Source organism: Nonomuraea sp. NPDC046570 (genome assembly GCF_040645915.1).
Lineage (GTDB): Bacteria > Actinomycetota > Actinomycetes > Streptosporangiales > Streptosporangiaceae > Nonomuraea.
The window spans coordinates 97,242-120,933 of record NZ_JBEYZF010000006.1; the positions used below are offsets into that span (position 1 = coordinate 97,242).

A 23,692-nucleotide genomic window follows, 5' to 3' on the forward strand; every position below is an offset into this window, starting at 1 on the left:
ATTTGACCACTGGCCCTCTCCACGCCTGGAGGGGGTCAGATCAGGCGATAGCCTCTCCTACATGACCGGATCCCTGCTTGAGGTGATCGCCCTCGACGTGCGCGACGCCGTAGCCGCGGAAGCGGGCGGCGCCGACCGACTGGAAGTCGTCGCCGACATGTCGGCCGACGGCCTGACCCCCGCGAAGGAGACGGTCGCCGAGATCGCCAGGGAGTGCGCGCTGCCGCAGATGGTGATGCTGCGCTGCGACGCGGGCTTCACCGCCGACGCCGACGTGCTCGACCGGCTGCGCGATGAGGTCAAGGCCATGGCCGAGGCCGGAGCCGCGGGATTCGTGTTCGGCTTTCTCGACGCCGCGGGCGCCGTCGACCTGGCGGCGACCGAGGCGCTCATCCACGCGGTCTCGCCGCTGCCCTGGACCTTCCACCGCGCCGTCGACCACGCCGCCGACATCCAGGCCTCCTGGCGGGCCGTCCGCCTGCTGCCGAACCTGGCCACCGTGCTCACCTCCGGCTCGCCCAGCGGCGTCACCGACGGCCTGCCCGTGCTCAAGGCGCGCGCCGAGGCCGGCGACGCCTCCCTCATCCTGGCCGGCGGCGGCCTCAAGCCCGCCCTGGTGCCCGCCCTGCTCGACTACGGCGTGCGCGCCTTCCACGTCGGCAGCGCGGTCCGGGCCTCCTGGTCCGACCCGGTGGAGGCGCCCCTGGTCGCCCAGTGGCGCTCGCTGGTCGACCGGGACGTCGTCTAACCGAGCGCCGAGTCCGCCCGGTGCAGCGCGGCGGCCAGCGTCCTGATCGTGGCCGGCTCGTCCATCACCCCGCCGCCCGCCTCGCGCCGCTCCTGCCACGCCTGCACCCGCTCGCCGTACTCGCGGTAGTGGGCCAGGTGGAAGGCGTAGACCGTGGCGTAGCGGGAGACCAGGTGCGAGGGGTGCATGTCCCAGCCCTGGTAGAAGCCGTGCGCGAGGGAGTGCCCGACCAGTTCGGCGTGCCTCCGCCAGAGCGCGTGTACGTCCTCGGCGGAGCCGGAGGCGGGAGAGGCGGCCAGTGAGCCGTCCGACAGCTCCACGCCGGTGCCCGCGAAGGCGGTTTGCATCTCGTGGCGGGCGTGGTCGCAGGCCGGATGGTCCAGGCGCTGCTCGTGCGGTGGCAGGCCGAGCGCGGCGGTGTAGTCGAAGACGCCGAAGTGCGCCGCGGACAGCCGCCCGCCGAGCGCCTCGGCCAGGTCGCCGCGCAGGAAGCGCACGGTCTGCGGGGCCTCCACCTGGATCTCGAACCGCAACCGGCCGGGGAGGCCGAGCGCGGTCTCCAGGGTGGCGAGGAAACCGGCGAACTGCCGGAGGTAGTCCTCCATCAGCACCTTGGGAAAGGTGACGGTGAACCCGCGCGGCAGCTCGCCGAGCAGGTCGAGCACACCGGTCAGGAAACCGTCGAGGGTACGCGTCGAGCGGGCGGCGTCCCCGTCGGCGAACGACTTCACCCGCAGCCCCCAGCGCCGGGGCAGCGCGCCCGCCGAGTACAGCTCGGCCACCGCGCCGGCCGCCCGCGCGGTGTCGCGGTCCTCCTGGTCCGGCCGTACCCCGTAGCCGTCCTCGAAGTCGATGCGCAGGTCCTCCACCGGCTCGGTGCCCAGCTTGCGCGCGACCCGCTCGTGCACCTCGCCGGGGACGCCGAGGACCTTGGTCAGCTCGGCCGGGCCCGGCAGGTGGGTGGTGAGCAGCTTCAGCGCCTCCGCGCCCCACTGCGCCACGGTGCCGGGGCCGAAGCGGTCGGCCGGGACGTAGACCGTGTGCACCGGCTGCCAGGCGGGGGGGCGCGCGGGGTAGCGGGCCTGCTGGGTCGCGAGGGTTTCGGCGAAACCCTCGACCGTGTGGTCCCCGACGGTGACGCGCATGCCGCTCCTCAACGAGAGTCCGGCCTGCCGCAGGCGTCGAGCATCGCCTGGAGGCCGACCAGTTTGACCCGCTCGCCGCGGCCCAGCGTCCTGGCCAGCTCCGCCTCGGCGTCCTCGATCCGGCGCCAGTCGTGGTAGCCGATCGGCCGGACGCCGCGTCCGGCCAGCAGTTCGTCGATGGGCGTGAGCCGTACCGGAGGGCGGTCGGACAGGTCGGCCAGCAGGGTGCGGACGGTCTCGGTGGCGTCGGACTTGTTGGTGCCGATCACCCCGGTGGGGCCGCGCTTGAGCCAGCCCGCGACGTACTCGCGGTCGCGGACCCGGCCCGCCTGGTTCGGCACGGTCATCGTGCTCTCGTCGAACGGTACGCCGGGCAGCGGCACGCTCTGGTAGCCCACCGAGCGCAGCACCATGCCGACCGGCAGCGTCTCGAACTCGCCCGTGCCGACCACCCGGCCGTCCTCCGACAGGCGGGTGCGTTCGAGCCGGAGCCCCTCGACCCGCTCCTCGCCGAGGATCTCCACGGGCTTCATCCAGAAGCGCACGTCCAGGCGGCGCGGGCGGCCCTGCGGCGGGCGGGCGGCCCACGACTGCAACACGTCGATGTTGCCGCGGATCTGCCGGGGGAAGTCCCCGCCGAGCACGACCGCCTCCTCGGGGCGCACGCACACGTCGGCGTTGGCCAGCTCGCCCAGCTCGCGCAGCTCCTTGAGGGTGAACTTGGCGTGCTGCGCCCCGCGCCTGCCGATCATGTGGATCGCCTTGACCTGGCTGCCGGCCAGCCGTTCCAGCACCTCGTGCGGCACGTCGGTGGAGCTCAGCTCCTCGGCCGTCTTGGCCAGGATCCGCACCACGTCCACGGCCACGTTGCCGACGCCGATCACCGCGACCTCGGGGCTGTCCAGGGTGAACCGGTCGGGGGAGACGTCCGGGTGGCCGCAGTACCAGTTGACGAAGTCGGTGGCCGCCACGCTGCCGGGCAGGTCCTCGCCCGGGATGCCCATGTGGCGGTCGACCATCGCGCCCGTGCAGTACACCACCGCGTCGTAGGAACCCAGCAGATCCGCCACCGACAGCTCCTCGCCGAGCGTCAGACCGCCCAGGAAACGGACCTGGGGGAGCTCCAGGACCCGGCGCAGGTAGTTGGCGATCGATTTGATCGAGGTGTGGTCGGGCGCCACCCCATACCTGACCAGCCCGTACGGCGTCGGCAGACGTTCGATCACGTCCACCTCGACGGGCTCTGCCGCCTGTTTGACCAGGGCTTCCGCCGTGTAGATCCCCGCAGGGCCGGATCCGACGACCGCGACGCGCACGTTGCCTCCTCGGGGGGACGCCATGTCCGTGATTGTGGCTCAGCGGGTAGTGGTCCCACCAGATGTAACGGCCCGATGTCGTCGATGTATCCCCGGTCGGAGGTGCGATCGAAACCGTCTTCCGCTCGTGTCCGGATCCGGACTTGCGGGAAGGGCGTGCGCCGATCAGAGTGAGGTCCTGTGAGCGAGCGGTGCGGGCTGGCGGGATCGGCGGGGAAGGTCGCGTGAGCGCGGAGAAGAGGCGAAAGCAGGGGCTCAGGCGGCCGAAAGATGGCACGCTCCCTGACATGAGGGGATCGCGTCGCGCGTGGGGCGCCGCCTCCGACGGCGAGCCGGTGTCCGACGCCCGCTGGTTCGAGGCGTTCGGCAGGGTGATGGCCGCCCTGGCGAGCGAGGCCGACTTCATCGACTCCTGCCGCGACCTGACCTGGTGGCGCGGCGCCGACCAGAGCTGGCACATCGAGTGGCGGGACGGGCCCTTCGCCTCGGAGGTGGCCGCCCTGCTCGACGAGCACGTGCGCGACCCCGACCTCCCCGACGGCCTGGTGACCTCGGCGGGGCCCGGTTCGCGCGCCTCGGCGATGCTCGACGTGATGGGCGTGCGCTTCGAGTTGCGCGCCATCGACCCGCTCGGCCGTGCGCGCCTCCAGGCCAGGCCCGGCTTTTGGCGCCTCGCCGAAGCCCTGGACACCACCCGCCGGACCAATGCCCGCCAGCCGTGGGAAGAACTGCTCGGCGGCTGACCCAAGCGGTTGGTTGAAGGACTTTAGTGGTTTCCGGGACCATGTGGTTGACCGAAATTTACTTTTCCTGTCAGTACACATACTGTGGCTGTGCCCGCCTTTACGCGTTCCAGGGGGAATGAGGCGGCCGGGGACAGGATGATGAAGAACACCACGATCGACTACGCCGATTTCGCCGAGTATGACCGGCGGCAAAGCGCTATCCAACGGCACGTAGTGCTCGCCTTTCTGGCCGGCCTCGCCGTCGGGGCGCTGGGAATGGCGATCTCCGGCCTCGCTTCGGACCTCGTCAGCGAGTTCTACGACCCTTATGCGTATTTGGCGCTGGCCATCGTGGTGGGAGCGACCGCGACGGGGTTCGGGTGGGCGCTGCTGACCACGTTTCTCGCGGGGACGTCGATGCTGGTCTCCGCGATGGGCGGCAGCGCGGTGCTCGGCCAGTCCGACTTCGAGGTGATCGGCGGCGGCCACGCCGCGGGCCTGAACCTGCTCCTCGTCCTGCTGGTCGCCGTCGGCCTGCTGGCCCACGTCACCCGCAGGTCCGACGGGTGGGGCGACCTCGCCGCCGGGGCCATCACCGGGCTCCTGGTGGGCGACGTGATCGATCGCGCGACCCCCGGCTTCATCGACTCCCAGCCGGGCTTCTGGCCCGTGCCCGCCGTGATGATCGGCACGCTTTCGGTCGCTCTGATCTTCGTCATGCGGGGGACCGCCGCCGGCCGGGCCCGCGCCGCCGTACTCGCCACTGGGGTCGCCGCCGTGATCGCAGCCCTGGCCCTCGCCTTTTAAAACGGGCGATCTAGGCGTCGAAGTGGATAGCCTGTAGACCTTCCGTATCGGGTTCGAGCAAGGAGTAGCCGTGCTGCTGCGCATGTCGTCGTTGTTTCTTCGCACCCTGCGGGACGACCCGGCAGACGCGGAAGTCCCGAGCCACAAGCTGCTGGTCCGCGCCGGATACGTCCGCCGCGTCGCCCCCGGCATCTATTCCTGGCTGCCCCTGGGCAAGATCGTCATGGAGAACGTCGCGCGGGTCGTCCGCGAGGAGATGAACCGGATGGGCGCCCAGGAGGTGCTCTTCCCCGCGCTGCTGCCCCGCGAGTACTACGAGGCGACCGGCCGCTGGACCGAGTACGGCGACACGCTGTTCCGGCTGAAGGACCGCAGGGGCGGCGACTACCTCCTCGGGCCCACCCACGAGGAGCTGTTCACCGACATGGTGAAGGGTGAGTACTCCTCCTACAAGGACTACCCGGTCACGCTCTACCAGATCCAGACCAAGTACCGCGACGAGGCCAGGCCCAGGGCCGGCATCCTGCGCGGGCGCGAGTTCGTCATGAAGGACTCCTACTCCTTCGACCTCGACGACGACGGCCTCAAGCGCTCCTACGAGCAGCACCGCGACGCCTACATCAAGACCTTCGACCGCCTCTGCATCAACTACAAGATCTGCTTCGCCACCTCGGGGGCGATGGGCGGCTCCGCGTCGGAGGAGTTCCTGGCGCCCACCCCCACCGGCGAGGACACCTTCGTGGCCTGCCACTCCTGCGGCTACGCCGCCAACGCCGAGGCCGTCACCACCCCCGCGCCGCCCGTCCGGGCTCTTGACGGCCTGGCAGCGCAGCGGGTGCTCGACACCCCCGGCACCCCGACCATCGAGACCCTCGTCGACCACCTCAACACCGAGCACGGCATGTCGATCACCGCCGCCGACACCCTGAAGAACGTCGTCGTCAAGATCACCACGCCCGGCTCGGACAAGGTCGAGACGCTGGTCATCGGCGTGCCCGGCGACCGCGAGGTCGACTTCAAGCGCCTGGAGGCCATGCTCGCCCCCGGCGAGCCCGCCATCTTCGAGGCCGAGGACTTCGCCAGGCACCCCGGCCTGGTCCGCGGCTACATCGGCCCGCAGGTGCTGCGTGAGCTGGGCATCCGCTACCTGGTCGACCCGCGCGTCGTCACCGGCACCTCCTGGGTGACCGGCGCCAACGAGCCCGGCAGGCACGCCGTCGACGTGGTCGCGGGCCGCGACTTCACCCCCGACGGCACGATCGAGGCCGCCGAGGTGCGGGCAGGTGACCCCTGCCCCCGATGCGGCTCCGAGCTGTCCATCGACCGCGGCATCGAGATCGGCCACATCTTCCAGCTCGGCCGCAAGTACGCCGACGCCGCCGGCCTCGACGCCCTCGGCCCCGACGCCAAGCCCATCCGCATCACCATGGGCTCGTACGGCATCGGCGTCTCCCGCGCCGTCGCCGTCATCGCCGAGCAAAAGCACGACTCCCTCGGCCTGGTGTGGCCGCGCGAGGTCGCCCCCGCCGACGTGCACATCGTCGGCACCGGCAAGGAGAACCAGATCGAGGTGGCGCTCAAGCTGGCCGAGGAGATGGAGTCCCGCGGCCTGCGCGTCCTGGTCGACGACCGCGCCGGGGTGTCCCCCGGGGTGAAGTTCAAGGACGCCGAGCTGCTGGGCCTGCCCACCATCCTGGTCATCGGCCGCGGCCTGTCCCAGGGCGTCGTCGAACTGCGCGACCGGGCCTCGGGCACCAAGGAGGAGATCCCCCTCGCGGAGGCCGTCGACCGCGTCGTCTCCGCCGCCCGCTAGACACCCGCCGACCGGGAGAGGCGTTCACCGTCTCTCCCGGGACCGGGTCAGTAGTGCCCGTGGTGGCGACGGCCGCCGAAGGTCCTGCCTATCTGGAAGCCGCCCGGAAGGCGGAGCGTCACGTGGCGGCGGCCGTCCGGAGTCGTGCTGACATGGAAGCGGCGGTTGCCGAAGCTGTGGCCCACCCCGTGACGGGACAGGTTGAGCCGGAACGGGCCGATCTTGATGGACTTCCGGTAGTGCCAGCCCACGTACCCTCCTCTGGATCTTCGCGATATGTCGTGAAAACGAATGGAGTTCCGGCCGAGTTCCCGCAGACAGTGAGACGCCGCCTCTCGGGGGAGGGAGGCGGCGTCTCGGCTTGTGGGGCTATCGGCGGTTGGAGCCCAAGGACTTACGCCAGTGGAATCCACCGGGAAGATTGATCGACAGGGTACGGCGGCCGTCTGCGGTCCTGGTGACACGGAAAGCGCGATTACCCCAGCTGTGCCCGACCCCGCCGCGCGACAGGTTGAGCCGGAACGGGCCGAATTTGATCGACTTTCTATATCCCCATCCCATGAGAACCTCCATGAATAGCGAGCACCCCAGCTACCCCGGAAATCCACGGATATGTCCGGGTAAAGAAGGTAAAGGGGTCAGCCGCTGCTCGTCGGGCTGGCGGACGGCGAGGGAGAGGCCGGCGCGGGCATGCCCGGGAAGGCGGTGAGGGTGGGGCGGAAGCCGTACGAGCGGGTGGCGGACTCCTGCATGGCCAGGGCCGCCAGGCGGCGCAGGGCCGGTGACGGGGTGGCGGTGAGCTCCAGGTAGGCGGTGGTGACGCCGGACTCGATCTGCACGGCCAGGCGGACGGCCTCGGCGGCGCTGCCGGGCGTGACCGGAAGGGCGTAGGACGCCTCGGGCTCGGAGGGCTTGCCGCCGCGGGTGGTGATCAGGGAACGGAGCTGGTCGCGCATCCCCCGGTGCGCGTCGAAGGCGGCGCTCACCCGGGACCGCAGGGCGCCCGTCGTCCGGGCCCCGAGCAGGCCGTACGCGTACACGGCCGCGTGCTCGGCGGCCAGGACCTTCCGCAGCGCCTCGACCTCGTCGGCGCTCTTCCTGTTCATACCGACCTCGGCAGGGCCAGGGCGTGCGTGGCCTCGCAGGCGCCGATGCTGGCCAGGAGCTGGGACAGGGCCGGGGAGACCTCGGTGAGCTGGCGGGCGCGGAGGGCGGCCGACCTGCGTTCCAGGTCGCGCAGCCGGGTGAGGGACGGCTTCGCCGCCGGGGAGGGGGAAGGGGTGGCCGTCGGCGTGCCGGACGGGAGGGGGGCGGCGCGCGGCAGGCGTTCGCGCAGCTCGGCGAGGTGGGCCTGGTGGCGGGCGCGGAAAGGGGTCAGCTTGGTCGCGCCGCCGTCGATGAGCGCCGAGTAGAGGGCGATCGTGCGCTCCTTCTCGGCGATCACGTCGCGCAGCAGGACGTGCTCGGGGTCGGGCGCGGGGGCGGCGGTGGGCTCCGGCTCGCCGGCCGTACATCCGGACAGGGCCGCGAGCGCCGCCGCACCGGCCAGCACGGCTCGCCTGGACACGGGACGCGGGCGCACGGAAGGACCTCCGGGTGGTCGGACATGGGCGCGGAAGGCTCCCAGCATCGTACGGGCTCACCGGGGTGCTCGCTCTGAACCGGGACGTGTCGTACACGTCGAGTGGCGCTCGTTCCGTGCCCTGGTACGGATAGGGTGTGAACTGTCGTCGCTAGCGGTCAGAGCCCGACAGCGAGGGTTTCTGGTCCTTCCGGACCAGGCGCAACGGAGAGCCGGCGGCGAGGTTCGCCCGGCTGAGAACATGACAATAGGGGAGGTCGATATGGGCAGCGCCTCATCCCGCGACCACCTGATGAAGCTCCTCGAGCCCGTCGTCGGTGCGGAGGGCCTCGATCTGGAGGACATCACGATCACGAAGGCCGGCAAGCGCCGCCTGCTGCGCGTGGTCGTCGATCGAGACGGCGGAGTGACTCTCGACGACGTGGCCGAGGTGAGCAACGCGGTGTCCGCGGCGCTCGACGCCGACAACGTGATGGGCGAGGCCGCCTACACGCTGGAGGTCTCCTCGCCGGGTGTCGACCGCCCGCTGACCGAGCCGCGCCACTGGCGCCGCGCGGCCAGGCGGCTGGTCAAGGCCGAACTGCGCGACGGCGCCGTGGTGGAGGGCCGGGTGCGCTCCGCCGACGAAAACGGTGTCGAGCTCGACGTCGCCGGCAAACCGCGCCGGCTCGACTATCAGGACCTGGCACTCGGCCGGGTCCAAGTGGAATTCAGCCGATTCGACGACGCCGACGAGGGCGACGACGACGGCGACGAAGGCTAAGGGGGGAGCTTCGTGGACATCGACATGAGCGTCCTGCGCAGCCTGGAGCGGGAGAAGGACATCTCCTTCGACCTGGTCGTCAAGGCGATCGAGGACGCGCTGCTGATCGCCTACTTCCGTACCGAGGGCGCGGCGCCCAAGGCGCGCGCCCAGCTCGATCGGCAGAGCGGGCACGTCACGATCCTGGCCGCGGAGATCGACGAGGACGGCGAGATCCTCAGGGAGTTCGACGACACGCCTGGCAACTTCAGCCGGATCGCCGCGACCACCGCCAAGCAGGTCATCCTGCAGCAGCTGCGGGACGCCGAGGACGAGATCAACTTCGGTGAGTTCGCCAGCCGCGAGGGCGAGCTGGTGGCCGGCGTCATCCAGCAGGGCAAGGACCCTCGGGTGGTGCTCGTCGACCTCGGCAAGATCGAGGCGGTGCTGCCGCACAACGAGCAGGTGCCCGGCGAGGACTATGTCCACGGCGAGCGCATCCGCTCTTATGTGGTGCAGGTGAAGAAGGGGCACAAGGGGCCCTCGGTCACGCTGTCGCGCACTCACCCGGGGCTGGTCAAGAAGCTCTTCGCGCTGGAGGTGCCGGAGATCGCCGACGGCACCGTGGAGATCGCCGCGGTGGCTCGCGAGGCCGGTCACCGTACCAAGATCGCGGTTCGGTCGCGTAAGCCGGGCGTCAACGCCAAGGGCGCGTGCATCGGGCCGATGGGCTCGCGGGTGCGCAACGTGATGGCGGAGCTGCACGGCGAGAAGATCGACATCATCGACTGGTCGGAGGACCCCGCGGAGTTCGTGGGGAATGCGCTTTCGCCCGCACGTGTTTCACACGTCGAGGTTCTCGATCTCGACGGGCGGGTGGCCCGGGTGACCGTGCCCGACTACCAGCTCTCCCTGGCCATCGGCAAGGAAGGGCAGAACGCCAGGCTCGCCGCGAGGCTCACGGGGTGGCGGATCGACATCCGTCCTGACACCCAGGCGGAGGACGCCGCCGGTCCCGTAGATGCGTCCACACGGTAAGCTGGAATATGGTGGCCAAGCAGCTCCGCTGAGAACCTGTGTGGGCTGTAAGGTTCGCACGGCCAAGTCGGAGCTGCTCCGCCTGGTGCGGGTCGAGGGTCTTGTGATCCCTGACCTGCGAGGACGGCTTCCCGGCCGGGGTGCTTCGGTGCATCCCGACCTGCGCTGTCTGGAGCTCGCCGAGCGTCGCCGAGCGTTCCCCCGCGCGTTTCGCGTGCAGGGACCGCTTGACGCCTCGCGCGTGCGGGTGCACCTGGAAGAGGAGATCCACGAAATGTCATGTAGGACGCCGAGTTGATGGGCGGAGTCAGATTGCTATGAGCGCCTGATGAGCACGCGGCGATGAAGACGTCAAGGTAACGACGGTCCGGCGGCACTGCCAGCCTCCCGGGCCGAGTAAGGGAGTGCAGTGGCAAAGGTCCGGGTATACGAGCTCGCTAAGGAGTTCGGCGTTGAGAGCAAGGTCGTCATGGCCAAGCTCCAGGAGATGGGGGAGTTCGTCCGTTCGGCGTCCTCCACCATAGAAGCGCCGGTGGTCCGCAGGCTCACCGAAGCTCTGGGCGCACCCAAGGGTGGGTCCTCGAAGGGCGGCGGTTCGTCGTCCAAGCCGCAGCCGCCAAGGGCTGCTCCCCGGCCGGCTGACAGCAGCCAGGCCGGCAACGGCACCGCACAGGCGCCGGTTTCCTCAGGCCCGCGTCCGGGCCCCAAGCCGGGTCCCAGGCCCGGCCCGGTGAGCGCGCCGCGCCCGCCGGTTCCGATGCCGCACGCGCCGCAGCCCGAGGCCGCGCGCGCCGAGGCACCCAAGACCGAGGCCCCCAAGGCCGAGGCTCCGCGAAGCGAGGCGCCGCAGGCTCCCCGCTTCGAGAGCGGCGGCGGCGCCACGCGTCCCGCGGCGTCCGGCCCGCGTCCCGGCCCCGCGGCCAGGCCTGGCCCGCGTCCCGGCCCGGCTCAGCGTTCTGGTGCTCCTTCGGGTGGCGCTCCTTCGGGTGCGCGTCCCGGCGCCGGTGCTCCGGCCGGCGGCGGTCAGGGTCGTTCCGGCGCCGGGCCCAAGCCCGGTCCGCGCGGCCCGCGTCCGGGTAACAACCCGTTCTCGTCCAACGCCAGCGGCATGGGCCAGTCCCGTCCGCCGCGTCCCGGTGGTCCCCGTGACGGCGCTCCCGGCGCCGGTCCTCGCGACCGCCAGGGCCCGCCCCGCGAGGGCGGCCGTGACGGGGCGATGCCCCGTCCGCCCGCCGCGCGTGGTGGCGCGCCCGGCGCTCCCGGTGGTGCGGCCGGTCCGCGTCCCGGTCCCGGCGCGGGTGGCCCGCGTCCCGGCCCCGGTGCCGGTGGTCCGCGTCCCGGTGGTCCGCGTCCCAACCCGATGATGATGCCGCAGGGTCGTCCCGCCGGTCCCGGTGGTGGCGGCGCTGGTCGTCCCGGCGGCGGTGGCGGCGCTGGTCGTCCCGGCGGCGGTGGCGGCGGTGGCCGTCCCGGCGGCGGTGGCGGCGGTGGCCGTCCCGGTGGCGGCGGCGGTTTCGCCGGTCGTCCCGGTGGTGGCGGCGGCGCAGGCCGTCCCGGCACGGGCACCGGTGGTCCCGGTGGCGGTGGCGGCGGTTTCGCCGGTCGTCCCGGTGGCGGCGGTCGTGGTCGTGGCGGTGGCACCGCGGGTGCCTTCGGCCGTCCCGGCGGTCGTCCGGCCCGCGGTCGCAAGTCGAAGCGTCAGAGGCGTCAAGAGTTCGACAACATGTCGGCTCCGACGATCGGCGGCGTGCAGGCTCCTCGCGGTGGTGGCGCGACCATCAGGCTTCCGCGCGGCGCCTCGCTGTCCGACCTCGCCGACCGCATCGGCGCCAACCCGGCGTCGCTGGTGCAGATCATGCTGCACCTCGGCGAGATGGTGACCGCGACGCAGTCGGTCAACGAGGAGACGCTGCAGCTCCTCGGCGCCGAGCTGGACTACAACATCCAGGTCGTCAGCCCGGAGGAGGAGGACCGCGAGCTTCTCGAGGCCTTCGACATCGAGTTCGGCGAGGACGAGGGCGACGAGGCCGACCTCGCCGCGCGTCCGCCGGTCGTGACCGTCATGGGTCACGTCGACCACGGTAAGACGAAGCTGCTCGACGCCATCCGCAAGACGAACGTGGCGGCGCGCGAGGCGGGTGGCATCACCCAGCACATCGGCGCCTACCAGGTCTCGACCACGCACGAGGGCGAAGACCGCAGGGTCACCTTCATCGACACCCCGGGTCACGAGGCGTTCACCGCCATGCGTGCCCGTGGTGCGCAGGCCACCGACATCGCCGTCCTGGTCGTCGCGGCCGACGACGGTGTCAAGCCGCAGACGATCGAGGCGCTCAACCACGCCCAGGCGGCCGACGTGCCCGTCGTGGTCGCGGTGAACAAGGTCGACAAGGAGGGCGCGGACCCGAACAAGGTGCGGGCCCAGCTCACCGAGTACGGCCTGGTCGCCGAGGAGTTCGGCGGCTCGACCCTGTTCGTCGACATCTCGGCCAAGAACGGCACCGGCATCGAGAACCTCCTCGAGGCGATCCTGCTGACCGCCGACGCCGAGCTCGACCTGCGGGCCAACCCGTCGATGGACGCTCAGGGCATCGCGATCGAGGCGCACCTCGACAAGGGCCGCGGCCCGGTGGCGACCGTGCTGGTCCAGCGCGGCACGCTGCGTGTCGGCGACTCGATCGTCTGTGGCGAGGCCTTCGGCCGCGTCCGGGCGATGCTCGACGACAACGGCGACCCGGTCGAGGAGGCCACGCCTTCGCGTCCGGTCCTGGTCATGGGTCTGACGGCCGTGCCCGGCGCCGGTGACAACTTCATCGTCGTCACCGACGACCGGATGGCCCGCCAGATCGCCCAGCAGCGCGCGGCGCGCAAGCGCAGCGCCGACATGGCGAAGTCGAGCCGTCGCCTCACCCTCGAGGAGCTGTTCAGCAACCTCGAGAAGGGCCGCGTCGACGAGCTCAAGCTCATCATCAAGGGTGACGTGTCCGGTTCGGTCGAGGCCCTGGAAGACGCGCTGCTCAAGATCGACGTCGGCGACGAGGTCAGGCTCCGTGTCCTGCACCGCGCCGTCGGTGCGATCACCGAGTACGACGTCAACCTGGCGGTGGCCGACGACAACGCGGTCATCATCGGCTTCAACGTCCGGCCTGAGCCCCGGGCGCGCGACCTCGCCGAGCGCGAGGGCGTCGACATCCGCTACTACTCGGTCATCTACCAGGCGATCGAGGAAATCGAAGCGGCGCTCAAGGGCATGCTCAAGCCCGAGTTCGAAGAGGTCCAGATGGGCACCGCCGAAGTCCGCGAGGTCTTCAAGGTGCCGAAGATCGGCAATGTCGCCGGTTCGCTGGTCCGCTCCGGCACGATCGTGCGCAACAGCAAGGCCCGCATCATCCGCGACGGTGTCGTGGTCGCCGACAACCTCACGGTGTCGTCGCTGCGTCGCTTCAAGGATGACGCGACCGAGGTCCGCGAGGGCTTCGAGTGCGGTATCGGTGTCGGCTACAGCGACATCAAGATCGACGACGTCATCGAGACGTTCGAGATGCGGGAGAAGCCGCGCGCGTAACACGCGGCTGGGCGCTCGGCGGACCGTTCGCCGGGCGCCCCTCGCACGCTTGGACGGGAAGACCGTCCAAGCGTGCATCGTGCGCGTGGGCGGGCAATCCGTCCGCGCGCGCATCGTGCGGTGGGGCGGGTCCTCCGTTCCGCCGTACGGCGCTCGCCTGGCCAGGCTCTCCACCGCGGCGCTGCCTGGCGCGCGTTTCGCTCACGAGCTCAGCGGTGGTGACCAACGATGTATGTCGGTGCCCTGACCCTGGACATCCTGCTCGGCGACGTTCACTCGCTGAAAGAGAAACGATCCGTGGTGCGTCCCCTGGTCGCCGAGCTGCTGCGGCGCTTTCCCGGCGCCGCCGTGGCCGAGACCGGCCATCTCGACCTGCACCGCAGGGCGGAGATCGGCGTCGCGGTCGTCTCCGCGAGCGCGGGCAACTGCGACGAGGTCCTGAACGCCTGCGAGCGGATGGTGGCCTTCCGCCCGGAAATCGAGTTGCTGTCGGCCCGCCGACGGCTCTACAACGACCAGGACTGACCGCAGTCATTTGTGGTGTATTTCTGGGCGTACGCTCCGAAGTTGCAGCGAGCATGAGCATGAGCGGCGGGTCCGGGACGGCGATCCCGGAACCCGCCGCGACAAGGAACACGAAGATGATGTACGGCAGGCCCGGAGCCGCCCTCCGCGGCCGGTCGTCGTGAGTGAGGGGGAGCGAACATGGTGGACGCCGCACGCGCGCGCAAGCTCGCCGATCGCATCCAGCAGATCGTCGCCGAGATGCTGGAGCGCCGGGTCAAGGATCCGCGCCTGGGCTTCGTGACCGTGACCGACACGCGCATCACCAACGACCTTCGGGAGGCCACGGTCTTCTACACGGTCTTCGGCTCCGAGGCCGAGCGCGGCGACACGGCGGCGGCGCTGGAGAGTGCCAAGGGGATCATCCGCTCCGAGGTGGGCCGCCAGACCGGCGTACGCCACACCCCGACGCTGACCTTCCAGCACGACCCGCTGCCCGACAGCGCCCGCCAGCTCGACCAACTGCTGGCCGTGGCCAAGGCGAAGGACGCCGAGGTGGCGGCCAAGGCCGCCGGCGCCCAGTACGCCGGTGACGCGGATCCCTACAAGAAGCCCGACGTGGACGAAGACGAGGACGAGCCGTCCGACCGCGCGGGGCACCCGGCGACGTGACGCCCGAGGTGCGTGACACGTTCGACGGCCCGGCAGGGCCGCCGAGCGAGGCCGCCGACTCCGCGCACGCGGGGGCGGCGGCCTCGCCCGCTCGGGAACGTGCCACACCCGCGAGCCGGTCGGAGCGGGAAGCCGCCCCGACCGCGAACGGTTTCCCCGCCGACGCCCGGACGGGTGGCGCGGGAGTGCTCTCCGAGGAGGTCTGGGGGCGGGCGGTCGAGCTCGTCCGGCAGGCCGACGAAATCGCGCTGGCCTGCCACGTCTCGCCGGACGGTGACGCGCTCGGCTCCATGCTCGCCATGGCGCGCATCCTGACCGGCATGGGCAAGCGTGTGGTCGCCTCCTTCGGCGACCGGCAGTTCGGTGTGCCCGGGCTGCTGCACTTCCTGCCCTTCCAGGAACTGCTCTCCTCGCCCGCCGACTTCCCGGCCGCGCCGGAGCTGATGATCACCTTCGACTCCTCGACGCTCGAACGGCTGGGCCTGTTGGCCGCCAGTGCCGGCCAGGCGCGGGAGGTGATCGTGATCGACCACCACCCGTCCAACACCGGGTTCGGCACGATCAGCCTGATCGACCCCGGCGTCGCGGCGACCGCCGTGCTGACCGAGGAGTTGATCTACCGCCTTGGCGGGAGCCTGTCCAAGGACGTGGCGACCTGTCTGTATGTGGGGCTGGTGACCGATACCGGGTCGTTCCGGCACTCGTCCACGACGCCGGAGGCGCATGAGATGGCCGCGCGGCTGGTCGCCACCGGGCTGCGTCCTGACGTGCTGGCGCGGGAGCTGTGGGACCGGTCACCGTTCGGGTACCTGGCCGTGCTGTCGGCGGCTCTCGGGCGGGCGGTGCTGGAGCGCGAGGGGCTGGGGATGGTGTGGACGTACATCACGCGTGGCGACCGGGCCGCGCAGGGGCTGCCGTACTCGGAGGTCGAGGGTGTGATCGACGTCGTGCGGCGGACCGACGAGGCCGAGGTGACCGTCGTGCTCAAGGAGGACGACGAGGGGGCCTGGCAGGTGTCGACCCGGTCCAAGGGGGCGGTCGACGTGGCGAAGATCTGTAGTGCGCTGGGCGGCGGCGGCCATGCCGGTGCCGCCGGATTCACCTCTCACGAGCCCGTCGACGTGACGATGGCTCGCTTCCGCGACGTACTGAGGATGTCCTGATGGCCGAGAGTGGCTTGATCATCGTCGACAAGCCGGCCGAGTGGACGTCGCATGACGTCGTCGGCAAGATGCGCCGCCTCGCGGGCACCCGCAGGGTCGGGCACGCCGGCACGCTCGATCCGATGGCGACCGGCGTGCTGGTGATCGGTGTGGAGAAGGCGACCAGGCTGCTGGGGCACCTGGCGCTGACCGAGAAGGTGTACGAGTCGACGATGCGGCTCGGCGTCACCACCAACACCGACGACGCCGAGGGCGAGGTCACTGCGATCGTCCCGGCCGGGCAGGTGACCGAGGCCGACGTACGGCGCGGCGTCGAGGCGCTGACCGGGCGCATCATGCAGGTGCCGCCGCAGGTGAGCGCGATCAAGGTGAACGGCGAGCGCGCCTACAGGCGGGCCCGCGCCGGGGAGGACGTCGAGCTGGCGGCCCGGCCGGTGACGGTGCACGCGTTCGAGGTGACGGCGGTCCGGGTGCACGACGACGTGGTGGACGTGGACGCGACGGTGCGCTGCTCCAGCGGCACCTACATCCGTGCCCTGGCCCGCGACCTGGGCGGCGGGCTCGGGGTCGGGGGGCATCTGACGTACCTGCGGCGGACCCGGGTCGGGCCGTACGACATCTCGGCGGCCAAGACGATCGAGGAGCTCGGCGTGGAGTGCTCGGTGCTGCCGATCGGCGCGGCCGTGGCGGCGGCGTTCCCGCGCCGCGATGTGACCGCCGAGGAGGCGAAGATCGTCTCGCACGGCGGGCGGCTGCCGTCGCTCGGGCTCGGCGACGGGCCGATCGGCGTGTTCGGTCCGGGTGACGAGCTGCTGGCCCTGGTCGAGGAGCAGGGCCGCGCGGCCAAGCCCCTCGCCGTCTTCGTGGGCTGACCCCGCGAGCGAAGTCAGGGCGTGCGGGTCAGGGCTTGACCGCGACCATGATGTCGCGGACGATCGCCTGGTCCACCCAGTGCTCGAAGTCCGGATATTTCTGGACTTCGAGTCCTTCGTCGCGCAAGATCGCCGCCAGGTCGTCGCGGCTGCCGCCGTAGGTGTTCCAGGAGATGCCGATCGCCCCGCCGGGCCGCAGCAGCTCGGTCCACACCGGCAGCGCCGACCGGATCAGCTCCAGCGGGCTGCGCGACAGCCCACCGCCGCCGCCCCGGCTGCCGTGCTGCACGCCGTACGGCGCGTCGGTCACCACCACGTCGAACGAGCGCGGCTTGAAGAACTCCCGGCTGCGCAGCGTGTCGGCGTTGACCACGGACACCCGCTGCACGTCCCCGGCCTTGAACTCCTCCTTGGTCACCGCGAACGACACGTTGAGCCGCCGCCCGGCCAGCGCCCGCTCCCTGCGCACCGGCACCACCTCGGCCGTGTGCTTGAAGCGCTTGTTCTTCAGCCAGGTCTTCAGGAAGCCCGAGTACGCCTCGAAGTCCTTGGAGTCGAGGTCCACGCCGGTGGCGTCGTAGCCGTACATCAGGGCCTGGTTGAGCGTGGTGCCGCGCCCGCACATCGGGTCGAACACCGACAGCCGGCCGTCGAGCGGGAACGCCGAGGCGAGCACGGTGACGTTGAGCAGCAGCTTGGTGAAGTGCTCGTTGGTCTTGCCAGCGTACTTCTGGATGGTGATCAGGTCGCTGCTGAGCCGGTCGAGCGGGCGCATCGCGAGCGGCCTGAGCAGCTCGCCCTCGACGCCGAACAGCGCGTAGACCGACGACAGGTTGGACAGTGCGGCCACATCGGCGCCGGTGAGCGGTTCCCCGGTCTCGAAGGTGAGGTAGGGAACGCCGCCGATGGATCTCTCCTCGACGTCGGAGACCTCGGCGGCCAGTGCCCGCCGGCCGAAGACGGCCAGCTCGGAGCGGGTGAGGCGGAGGGTGCTCTCGCCGTAGACCCGGTTGAAGGCGGGCAGGATCAGTAGCGCGTAAGTCGGCATGGTGGACTGATGCTACCGTCTGAAATTTATGGTTTGCTTGGCGAACCATTTTTACTTCGATCCCCCTAAGGAGTCGCCTCATGGAGGTGTCCTTCACTCCGCTCAAGCCCGCCGAGGTGGACGCGGACCTGCTCGTCCTGCCCGAGTCCGCCGCCCGCGCGCTCGGTCTGGGCGAGGCGCTCGACCGGGTCCGCTTCGACGGCGGTGAGCTGCTGCTGCCGCGCCGGGACGGCGACCCCTTCACCGCCCAGGCCCTGCTCGTCATCGCCGACGAGAGCGACGAGCACGAGGTCAGGCGGGCGGCCGGGCGGGTGGCGCCCAGGCTGGCCGGGTTCGGCACGGTCGCGGTGGCGCTGCCGTACCCGGAGGCGGTCGTCGAGGGGGTGCGGCTGGGCGGGTACCGCTTCGACGGGTACAAGAGCGCGCCGGACACCCGGGCGGTGCGGCGGCTGATCGTGTTCGGGGACGGTGACGCGCGCCGGGCGGGGATCGTCGCTGACGCGGTGAACCTCACCCGTGACCTGGTCAACACCCCCGCGGGCGATCTGGTGCCGATGGATCTGGCGGCCAGGGCCCGGGAGATCGCCGGGGCCACGGGCCTGGAGGTCACCGTGCTCGACGACGAGGCGCTGCGGGCGGGCGGCTTCGGCGGCATCGCGGGAGTGGGCGCGGCCAGCGCCAATCCGCCCTGCCTGATCGAGGTCACCTACCGGGGCGAGGGCCGCAAGCGGGTCGGGCTGGCGGGCAAGGGCATCACCTTCGACTCCGGCGGCCTGGACATCAAGGGGCAGAAGGCGATGGCCGAGATGAAGTGCGACATGGCCGGGGGCGCGACGATGCTCGCGGTCGTGCAGGCGGCGGCCAGGCTGGAGCTGCCGGTGGGCGTGACCGCGGTCGTGCCCGCCGCGGAGAACATGGTCAGCGGCCACGCGACCAGGCCCGGCGACGTGCTGCGGCACCGCAACGGGCGGACCACCGAGGTCATCGACACCGACTGCGAGGGCCGCCTGGTGCTCGCCGACGCGCTGGCCTACCTGGCCGAGTCGGCGCCGGACGTGCTGATCGACGCCGCCACGCTGACCTACTCGGTGATGCACGCGCTCGGCGAGGACATCACCGGTGTGCTCGGCTCCGACCGCGCGCTGACCGCCGAGCTGATCGAGGCGGGGGAGCGGACGGGCGAGCCGATGTGGGAGCTGCCGCTCTGGCGGCCGTACGCCAAGAGGCTGGAGTCGCAGATCGCCGACTCGCGCAACGACGGCGGCGCGCACGCCGACGCCACCATCGCCGCGCTGTTCCTGGAGCCGTTCACCGCGGGGCTGCCGTGGGCGCACCTCGACTTCGCCACCACCGCCTACCTGGACGGGGCCACCGATCTCGGCCCGGCGGGCGCGACCGGGGCGATGGTGCGCACGCTGGTCAGCTATCTGGAGCGCTGCTGAGGCTGCGCTCCAGCATGGTGCGCATGATCTCGGAGGTGATCGTGAAGTGCCGGGTGGCGATGTCGCGCGCGAGCTCGGCGTCGCCGTCGGCGATCGCGGCGTACATCTGCCGGTGCTCGGCCAGGGCGCGCTGGTAGCTCTCGCGGTCGTCCTCGCCGTACGGCTCGACCGGGAAGCCGAGGCTGACCCTGGTCAGCACCTCCTGGCTGAGCGCGCGGATCTTCGGGTTCCGCGTGGCGGCCACGACCGCCGCGTGGAAGGCCCGGTCGGCGAGCTGCTCGTCCCGTAACGTCGTCGCGCTCGCGTAGGCGTCCAGCCCCATCCTGATCGCGCTCAGGTCGGAGCCGGTACGGCGCTGCGCCGCGGTCGCCGCGACCATGCCCTCGACCAGGCCGTACAGGTCGAAGAGCTGCTCCAGCTCGGCCCACCTGGGCACCAGCGTCCGGCGCACGGCCGAGGCGGTCGCCTCGGTCCAGCTGGCGCGGACGTAGGCGCCCCCGGTACGGCCGCGGCGGATCTCCACGATGCCGACGGCCTGCAGCCTGCCGATGGCCTCGCGCACGGTGGCCCGGCTGACGCCGAGGATCGTGGCCAGCTCGCGCTCGCCGGGCAGGCGCTCGCCGGGCAGGTACTCGCCGACCGCGACGGCGGTCATCAGCCGGTCGGCCACCTCGGTGGCGACAGACGGGACCTTCACCGGGCTCAGGACGGCCGATTGGCCGTCGTTGTCGAGCATTTGCCCCAGCACGCGCGACAGGTCGTCTTCGGGATGCACAAGCGGAACGTTACACAAGGTCTCGCCTTCGTAAAAGGTATTGTGCTCAGGCCATTAATCCATATGATGTCCCAAAAGACGGACATACGTCTCATCTAGCGACATGGAGAACTGTGGTGGCGATCCCCGAACCAGCCACTCAGGGTCTGGCCCCCTTCCGGGAGTGGTCGACGTGGTATCGCGTCACCGGCGACCTGAGCTCACCCAAGGCCCCGTTGGTCGTGCTGCACGGGGGTCCCGGTGCCGCGCACGACTACACGCTGCGCATCGCCAGGCTGGCCGAGCAGGACCGCGCGGTCGTGCACTACGACCAGCTCGGCGTCGGCCTGTCGACCCACCTGCCCGAGCGCGGCGCCGACTTCTGGACCGTCGAGCTGTTCCTCGACGAGCTCGACAACCTGCTCGCCCACCTCGGCATCGGCGACGGCTACCACGTGCTCGGGCAGTCGTGGGGCGGCATGCTGGCCGCCGAGCACGCGGTGCGCCGGCCGTACGGGCTCAAGGGGCTGGTCATCGCCAACTCGCCCGCCTCCATGAAGCTGTGGCGCGAGGAGTGCGACCGCCTGCGGCGGGAGCTGCCGGAGGACGTCGAGCGGACGCTGCGCGAGCACGAGGCCGCGGGCACCACCGGCCACCCCGACTACCGCGCGGCCGAGAAGGTCTTCAACCTCCGGCACGTCTGCCGGATCTCGCCCACCCCCGCCGAGGTCCTGGCCAGCGACGCCAAGACCGAGGCCGACCCGACCGTGTACCACACGATGAACGGGCCGACGGAGTTCCACGTCATCGGGACGCTCAAGGACTGGACGGTCGAGGACCGCCTGCACCTGGTCACCGCCCCGACCCTGCTCGTCTCAGGACGCCACGACGAGGCGACCCCTCGCACGGTGCAGCCCTTCGCGGACCACATCCCCGACGTCCGCTGGGAGCTGTTCGAGCAGTCAAGCCACATGCCGCACATCGAGGAGGAGGAGCTCTACCTCCAGGTGGTCGGCTCGTTCCTCGATTCCAAGGACTCCGCATGAAGCGCACGATCCCCCTGGTGGCCCTGCTCGCGCTGGCCACCGCCTGTTCAGGGGGTGCCGCCACCGCCCCCACCGCCCAGGGCGACCAGCCCGCCGCCACCGCGGCCGCGGGCTTCCAGGAGCAGCACAAGGGCGGCACGCTCAAGCTGCTGGCCAAGGCGGGCGACGGCACGCTCGACCCGCACATCAACTACAGCAACGGCAACTGGCAGATCTTCCAGGCCATGTACGACGGCCTGCTCGCCTTCAAGAAGGTCGGCGGCCAGGCGTCCTACGAGCTGACCGCCGACCTGGCCGAGGCCATGCCGGTGGCCGCCGAGGGCGGCAAGAGCTACACCTTCACCCTGCGCAAGGGCGTGAAGTTCGCCAACGGCGACGAGGTCACCGTCGACGACGTCAAGGCCTCCTTCGAGCGCATCTACAAGGCCTCGGGCCCCACCTCCGGCACCTTCTACGCCGGTATCGAGGGCGCCGCCGCCTGCGTGAAGAAGCCGCAGGACTGCTCGCTCGACAAGGGCGTGGTCGTCGACAAGGCGACCGGCAAGGTGACGATCAACCTGGTCGAGCCGGACTCGGAGTTCCTGCTCAAGCTGGCCCTCCCGCACGCCGTGGTGCTGCCCAAGGCGACCCCGGCCAAGGACCAGAGCACCAAGCCGATCCCCGGCACCGGCCCCTACGTGGCGCAGAGCTACGACCCGAACAAGGAGCTCAAGCTCGTCCGCAACCCCCACTTCACCGAGTGGTCGCGCGAGGCGCAGCCGCAGGGCTACCCCGACGAGATCCTCTACTCCTACGGCCTCACGGCCGAGGCGGCGGTCACCGCCGTGCAGAACGGCCAGGGCGACTGGATCTTCGACCCGCTGCCCGCCGACCGGCTCACCGAGATCGGCGGCAAGTACGCCTCGCAGGCGCACGTGAACCCGCTGTCGGCGTTCTGGTACCTGCCGCTGAACACCAACATCGCGCCCTTCGACAAGCTCGAGGCCCGCCAGGCCCTGCAGTGGGCGGTCGACCGGAACGCGCTGGTGAAGATCTTCGGCGGCGCGAACGTCGCCCAGCCGGCCTGCACGCTGCTGCCCGAGAGCATCCCCGGCCACGCCGACTTCTGCGACTACCCGCAGGCCGACCTGGCCAAGGCCAAGCAGCTCGTGCAGCAGTCGGGCACCGCGGGCCAGGAGGTCGCGGTGACGGTGTCGGACGACGAGATCAGCAAGCAGGTCGGCGAGTACGTCCGCAGCGTGCTGGAGCAGATCGGCTACCAGGCCAAGCTCAAGGTCATCTCCACCAACATCCACTTCAACTACATCCAGAACACCAAGAACGACGTGCAGGTCAGCGTCACCCAGTGGTACGCCGACTACCCGGCCGCCTCGGACTTCCTGCACGTGCTGCTGTCCTGCGCCTCCTTCCGTGAGGGCAGCGACTCCAGCATCAACATCGCCGGGTTCTGCGACAAGGACATCGACGCCCGGATGACCGAGGCGATGACGCTCGACCTGACCGACAAGAACGCGGCCAACGCCAAGTGGGGCGAGATCGACCGCGAGCTGATGCGGCAGAGCCCGATCGTCCCGCTGTTCAACCCCAAGCAGGTCGACTTCGTCTCCAGCCGGGTCGGTAACTACCAGTTCCACAAGCAGTTCTTCATGCTGGTCAGCCAGCTCTGGGTGAAGTGATGGCAGCGGACCTGGCCCTGGACGGGGTGGGCACCACCCCGTCCAGGGCGGGTACCGGACCCTGGCGACAGGCCGGCGCCCGCCTGCTCCGCAACCGCTCGGCCATGGTCGCCGCGGGCGCGCTGGTGCTCATCGCGCTGGCGTGCCTGCTGGCCCCCCTGTACGCGAGCGCCGTCGCGCACACCGACCCGTTCGTGTCCAACGTCTCCGGCACCACGATCGTGAACGGCCAGGAGGTCCAGGTGCTGCAGCAGAGCACCGAGGGCCTCGGCCTGGGCGTCACCCCGATCGGCCCCACCTGGGACCCCGGCCACTACCTGCTCGGCGCCGACAACCAGGGCCGCGACGTCATGGCCAGGCTGCTGTACGGCGGGCGCAACAGCCTGCTGATCGGCCTGTCGGCCGCGCTGCTCTGCTGCGCGCTGGCCACCGTGCTCGGCGTCGTCGCCGGGTACTTCGGCGGCTGGATCGACTCGATCCTGTCCCGCTGCTTCGACGTGATCTGGGCCTTCCCGGTCTACCTGCTGGCCATCTGCCTGTCGGTGGTGCTGCTGACCAGCGGCCTGCACGTCGGGCCGATCCATCTGGACGCGGGCAGCCTCGCCATGCCGGTGGTGATCATCGCGCTGATCTACGTCCCGTATGTCGCCAGGCCGCTGCGCGGTCAGGTGATGGCGCTGCGCGGCAAGGACTTCCTGCACGCGGCGGTCGGGATCGGCGCGGGCGACGCGCGCGTCATGTGGCGCGAGGTGCTGCCGAACGTGCTGCCGACCGTCGTGGTGTTCCTGCCGCTGATGACGGCGCTGAACATGCTGACGGAGTCGGCGCTGTCGTTCCTGTCGGTGGGCGTGCAGTCGCCGGACGCGAGCTGGGGCACGATCATCAACGACGGCCTCGCGCTGCTGTACTCCCGGCCGATGATCACCATCAGCGCCGGCCTGTTCGTCGCGCTGACCGCGGTCGCGCTCAACGTGTTCGGCGACGGCGTGCGCGACGCGCTCGACCCGAACGCCCGCCTGCGGGGAGGCGCCTGA

Annotated in this window: 24 protein-coding genes; 16 read left to right on the plus strand and 8 right to left on the minus strand. The window is 70.9% G+C overall.

Annotated elements, in window-relative coordinates:
• Positions 1-61: 61 nt before the first annotated feature.
• Positions 62-748 (plus strand): copper homeostasis protein CutC, encoded by a 687-nt coding sequence (locus ABZ911_RS12330; RefSeq protein WP_358054600.1) that lies wholly within the window; start codon positions 62-64, stop codon positions 746-748.
• On the opposite strand, the gene ABZ911_RS12335 is transcribed toward ABZ911_RS12330, so the two are convergent.
• Both ABZ911_RS12335 and ABZ911_RS12340 read right to left on the minus strand, forming a co-directional pair.
• On the minus strand, positions 745-1,893 hold the full coding sequence (locus tag ABZ911_RS12335) for an aldolase (protein WP_358054601.1): 1,149 nt from the start codon (positions 1,891-1,893) through the stop codon (positions 745-747). The two genes, ABZ911_RS12330 and ABZ911_RS12335, sit on opposite strands and share 4 nt — an antisense overlap.
• A gap of 8 nt (positions 1,894-1,901) precedes the next feature.
• Positions 1,902-3,233: an FAD-dependent oxidoreductase gene (locus ABZ911_RS12340; protein ID WP_358054602.1), complete on the minus strand. Its 1,332-nt coding sequence runs from the start codon at positions 3,231-3,233 to the stop codon at positions 1,902-1,904.
• Between the two features lie 263 nt (positions 3,234-3,496).
• Between ABZ911_RS12340 and ABZ911_RS12345 the strand changes: the two genes are divergently transcribed.
• The 3 genes from ABZ911_RS12345 to ABZ911_RS12355 all read left to right on the plus strand — a co-directional run bounded on the left by ABZ911_RS12345 (position 3,497) and on the right by ABZ911_RS12355 (position 6,554).
• Positions 3,497-3,952, plus strand: coding sequence for a hypothetical protein (locus ABZ911_RS12345; protein ID WP_358054603.1), 456 nt, complete (start codon positions 3,497-3,499; stop codon positions 3,950-3,952).
• Between the two features lie 141 nt (positions 3,953-4,093).
• Positions 4,094-4,741: a hypothetical protein gene (locus tag ABZ911_RS12350; RefSeq protein ID WP_358054604.1), complete on the plus strand. Its 648-nt coding sequence runs from the start codon at positions 4,094-4,096 to the stop codon at positions 4,739-4,741.
• A 70-nt stretch (positions 4,742-4,811) separates the two neighbouring features.
• Entirely contained in the window at positions 4,812-6,554 is a 1,743-nt protein-coding gene (locus tag ABZ911_RS12355; RefSeq protein ID WP_358054605.1) for a proline--tRNA ligase, read from the plus strand.
• Positions 6,555-6,601: 47 nt separating this feature from the next.
• Here ABZ911_RS12355 and ABZ911_RS12360 read toward each other — a convergent pair whose 3' ends face one another.
• The 4 genes from ABZ911_RS12360 to ABZ911_RS12375 all read right to left on the minus strand — a co-directional run bounded on the left by ABZ911_RS12360 (position 6,602) and on the right by ABZ911_RS12375 (position 8,136).
• Positions 6,602-6,805: a DUF4236 domain-containing protein gene (locus ABZ911_RS12360; RefSeq protein ID WP_358054606.1), complete on the minus strand. Its 204-nt coding sequence runs from the start codon at positions 6,803-6,805 to the stop codon at positions 6,602-6,604.
• Between the two features lie 118 nt (positions 6,806-6,923).
• A complete protein-coding gene (locus ABZ911_RS12365; RefSeq protein ID WP_358054607.1) occupies positions 6,924-7,127 on the minus strand; it encodes a DUF4236 domain-containing protein in 204 nt (67 codons plus the stop codon).
• A 65-nt stretch (positions 7,128-7,192) separates the two neighbouring features.
• Positions 7,193-7,660 carry a ferritin-like domain-containing protein gene (locus ABZ911_RS12370; RefSeq protein ID WP_358054608.1) on the minus strand — a complete coding sequence of 156 codons (468 nt, stop codon included), beginning with the start codon at positions 7,658-7,660 and terminating at the stop codon, positions 7,193-7,195.
• Entirely contained in the window at positions 7,657-8,136 is a 480-nt protein-coding gene (locus ABZ911_RS12375) for a hypothetical protein (RefSeq protein WP_358054609.1), read from the minus strand. Before ABZ911_RS12375 ends, ABZ911_RS12370 begins: the two co-directional genes overlap by 4 nt.
• Positions 8,137-8,398: 262 nt before the next feature.
• Here ABZ911_RS12375 and rimP point away from each other — a divergent pair, with 262 nt between their 5' ends.
• The 8 genes from rimP (at position 8,399) to truB (ending at position 16,692) form a co-directional block, all read left to right on the plus strand.
• Positions 8,399-8,899 (plus strand): ribosome maturation factor RimP, encoded by a 501-nt coding sequence (gene rimP, locus ABZ911_RS12380; RefSeq protein WP_358054610.1) that lies wholly within the window; start codon positions 8,399-8,401, stop codon positions 8,897-8,899.
• Between the two features lie 12 nt (positions 8,900-8,911).
• Positions 8,912-9,916: a transcription termination factor NusA gene (gene nusA / locus ABZ911_RS12385; protein WP_358054611.1), complete on the plus strand. Its 1,005-nt coding sequence runs from the start codon at positions 8,912-8,914 to the stop codon at positions 9,914-9,916.
• Complete coding sequence (locus ABZ911_RS12390) at positions 9,900-10,214, plus strand: YlxR family protein (protein WP_358054612.1); 315 nt, start codon at positions 9,900-9,902, stop codon at positions 10,212-10,214. The genes nusA and ABZ911_RS12390 overlap by 17 nt, the downstream gene beginning before the upstream one ends.
• Positions 10,215-10,325: 111 nt before the next feature.
• Positions 10,326-13,481 (plus strand): translation initiation factor IF-2, encoded by a 3,156-nt coding sequence (gene infB / locus ABZ911_RS12395; RefSeq protein WP_358054613.1) that lies wholly within the window; start codon positions 10,326-10,328, stop codon positions 13,479-13,481.
• Between the two features lie 228 nt (positions 13,482-13,709).
• Positions 13,710-14,006 (plus strand): DUF503 domain-containing protein, encoded by a 297-nt coding sequence (locus ABZ911_RS12400; protein ID WP_358054614.1) that lies wholly within the window; start codon positions 13,710-13,712, stop codon positions 14,004-14,006.
• A gap of 180 nt (positions 14,007-14,186) precedes the next feature.
• A complete protein-coding gene (gene rbfA, locus ABZ911_RS12405; protein ID WP_358054615.1) occupies positions 14,187-14,657 on the plus strand; it encodes a 30S ribosome-binding factor RbfA in 471 nt (156 codons plus the stop codon).
• An 8-nt stretch (positions 14,658-14,665) separates the two neighbouring features.
• Positions 14,666-15,820, plus strand: coding sequence for a bifunctional oligoribonuclease/PAP phosphatase NrnA (locus ABZ911_RS12410; protein ID WP_358054616.1), 1,155 nt, complete (start codon positions 14,666-14,668; stop codon positions 15,818-15,820).
• Positions 15,820-16,692: a tRNA pseudouridine(55) synthase TruB gene (truB, locus tag ABZ911_RS12415; protein WP_358054617.1), complete on the plus strand. Its 873-nt coding sequence runs from the start codon at positions 15,820-15,822 to the stop codon at positions 16,690-16,692. Before ABZ911_RS12410 ends, truB begins: the two co-directional genes overlap by 1 nt.
• A 28-nt stretch (positions 16,693-16,720) precedes the next feature.
• Here truB and ABZ911_RS12420 read toward each other — a convergent pair whose 3' ends face one another.
• A complete protein-coding gene (locus ABZ911_RS12420; protein WP_358054618.1) occupies positions 16,721-17,740 on the minus strand; it encodes an SAM-dependent methyltransferase in 1,020 nt (339 codons plus the stop codon).
• Positions 17,741-17,820: 80 nt separating this feature from the next.
• Between ABZ911_RS12420 and ABZ911_RS12425 the strand changes: the two genes are divergently transcribed.
• A complete protein-coding gene (locus tag ABZ911_RS12425; RefSeq protein WP_358054619.1) occupies positions 17,821-19,182 on the plus strand; it encodes a leucyl aminopeptidase in 1,362 nt (453 codons plus the stop codon).
• Here ABZ911_RS12425 and ABZ911_RS12430 read toward each other — a convergent pair.
• Complete coding sequence (locus ABZ911_RS12430) at positions 19,160-19,957, minus strand: FCD domain-containing protein (RefSeq protein WP_358054620.1); 798 nt, start codon at positions 19,955-19,957, stop codon at positions 19,160-19,162. The two genes, ABZ911_RS12425 and ABZ911_RS12430, sit on opposite strands and share 23 nt — an antisense overlap.
• A gap of 116 nt (positions 19,958-20,073) precedes the next feature.
• Here ABZ911_RS12430 and ABZ911_RS12435 point away from each other — a divergent pair, with 116 nt between their 5' ends.
• Genes ABZ911_RS12435 through ABZ911_RS12445 form a run of 3 tightly spaced genes read left to right on the plus strand, consistent with a single transcriptional unit; the run spans position 20,074 to position 23,692 of the window.
• Positions 20,074-20,982, plus strand: coding sequence for a proline iminopeptidase-family hydrolase (locus tag ABZ911_RS12435; protein ID WP_358054621.1), 909 nt, complete (start codon positions 20,074-20,076; stop codon positions 20,980-20,982).
• A complete protein-coding gene (locus tag ABZ911_RS12440; protein ID WP_358054622.1) occupies positions 20,979-22,658 on the plus strand; it encodes an ABC transporter substrate-binding protein in 1,680 nt (559 codons plus the stop codon). Before ABZ911_RS12435 ends, ABZ911_RS12440 begins: the two co-directional genes overlap by 4 nt.
• Positions 22,658-23,692, plus strand: coding sequence for an ABC transporter permease (locus tag ABZ911_RS12445; RefSeq protein ID WP_358054623.1), 1,035 nt, complete (start codon positions 22,658-22,660; stop codon positions 23,690-23,692). Before ABZ911_RS12440 ends, ABZ911_RS12445 begins: the two co-directional genes overlap by 1 nt.

Bases quoted from the DNA above. Each gene is read 5' to 3' on its own strand.
- ABZ911_RS12330 (WP_358054600.1), top strand. From the start codon at position 62: ATGACCGGATCCCTGCTTGAGGTGATCGCCCTCGACGTGCGCGACGCC.
- ABZ911_RS12335 (WP_358054601.1), bottom strand. From the start codon at position 1,893: ATGCGCGTCACCGTCGGGGACCACACGGTCGAGGGTTTCGCCGAAACC.
- ABZ911_RS12340 (WP_358054602.1), bottom strand. From the start codon at position 3,233: ATGGCGTCCCCCCGAGGAGGCAACGTGCGCGTCGCGGTCGTCGGATCC.
- ABZ911_RS12345 (WP_358054603.1), top strand. From the start codon at position 3,497: ATGAGGGGATCGCGTCGCGCGTGGGGCGCCGCCTCCGACGGCGAGCCG.
- ABZ911_RS12350 (WP_358054604.1), top strand. From the start codon at position 4,094: ATGAAGAACACCACGATCGACTACGCCGATTTCGCCGAGTATGACCGG.
- ABZ911_RS12365 (WP_358054607.1), bottom strand. From the start codon at position 7,127: ATGGAGGTTCTCATGGGATGGGGATATAGAAAGTCGATCAAATTCGGC.
- ABZ911_RS12370 (WP_358054608.1), bottom strand. From the start codon at position 7,660: ATGAACAGGAAGAGCGCCGACGAGGTCGAGGCGCTGCGGAAGGTCCTG.
- rimP (WP_358054610.1), top strand. From the start codon at position 8,399: ATGGGCAGCGCCTCATCCCGCGACCACCTGATGAAGCTCCTCGAGCCC.
- ABZ911_RS12390 (WP_358054612.1), top strand. From the start codon at position 9,900: ATGCGTCCACACGGTAAGCTGGAATATGGTGGCCAAGCAGCTCCGCTG.
- ABZ911_RS12400 (WP_358054614.1), top strand. From the start codon at position 13,710: ATGTATGTCGGTGCCCTGACCCTGGACATCCTGCTCGGCGACGTTCAC.
- rbfA (WP_358054615.1), top strand. From the start codon at position 14,187: ATGGTGGACGCCGCACGCGCGCGCAAGCTCGCCGATCGCATCCAGCAG.
- truB (WP_358054617.1), top strand. From the start codon at position 15,820: ATGGCCGAGAGTGGCTTGATCATCGTCGACAAGCCGGCCGAGTGGACG.
- ABZ911_RS12420 (WP_358054618.1), bottom strand. From the start codon at position 17,740: ATGCCGACTTACGCGCTACTGATCCTGCCCGCCTTCAACCGGGTCTAC.
- ABZ911_RS12425 (WP_358054619.1), top strand. From the start codon at position 17,821: ATGGAGGTGTCCTTCACTCCGCTCAAGCCCGCCGAGGTGGACGCGGAC.
- ABZ911_RS12440 (WP_358054622.1), top strand. From the start codon at position 20,979: ATGAAGCGCACGATCCCCCTGGTGGCCCTGCTCGCGCTGGCCACCGCC.
- ABZ911_RS12445 (WP_358054623.1), top strand. From the start codon at position 22,658: ATGGCAGCGGACCTGGCCCTGGACGGGGTGGGCACCACCCCGTCCAGG.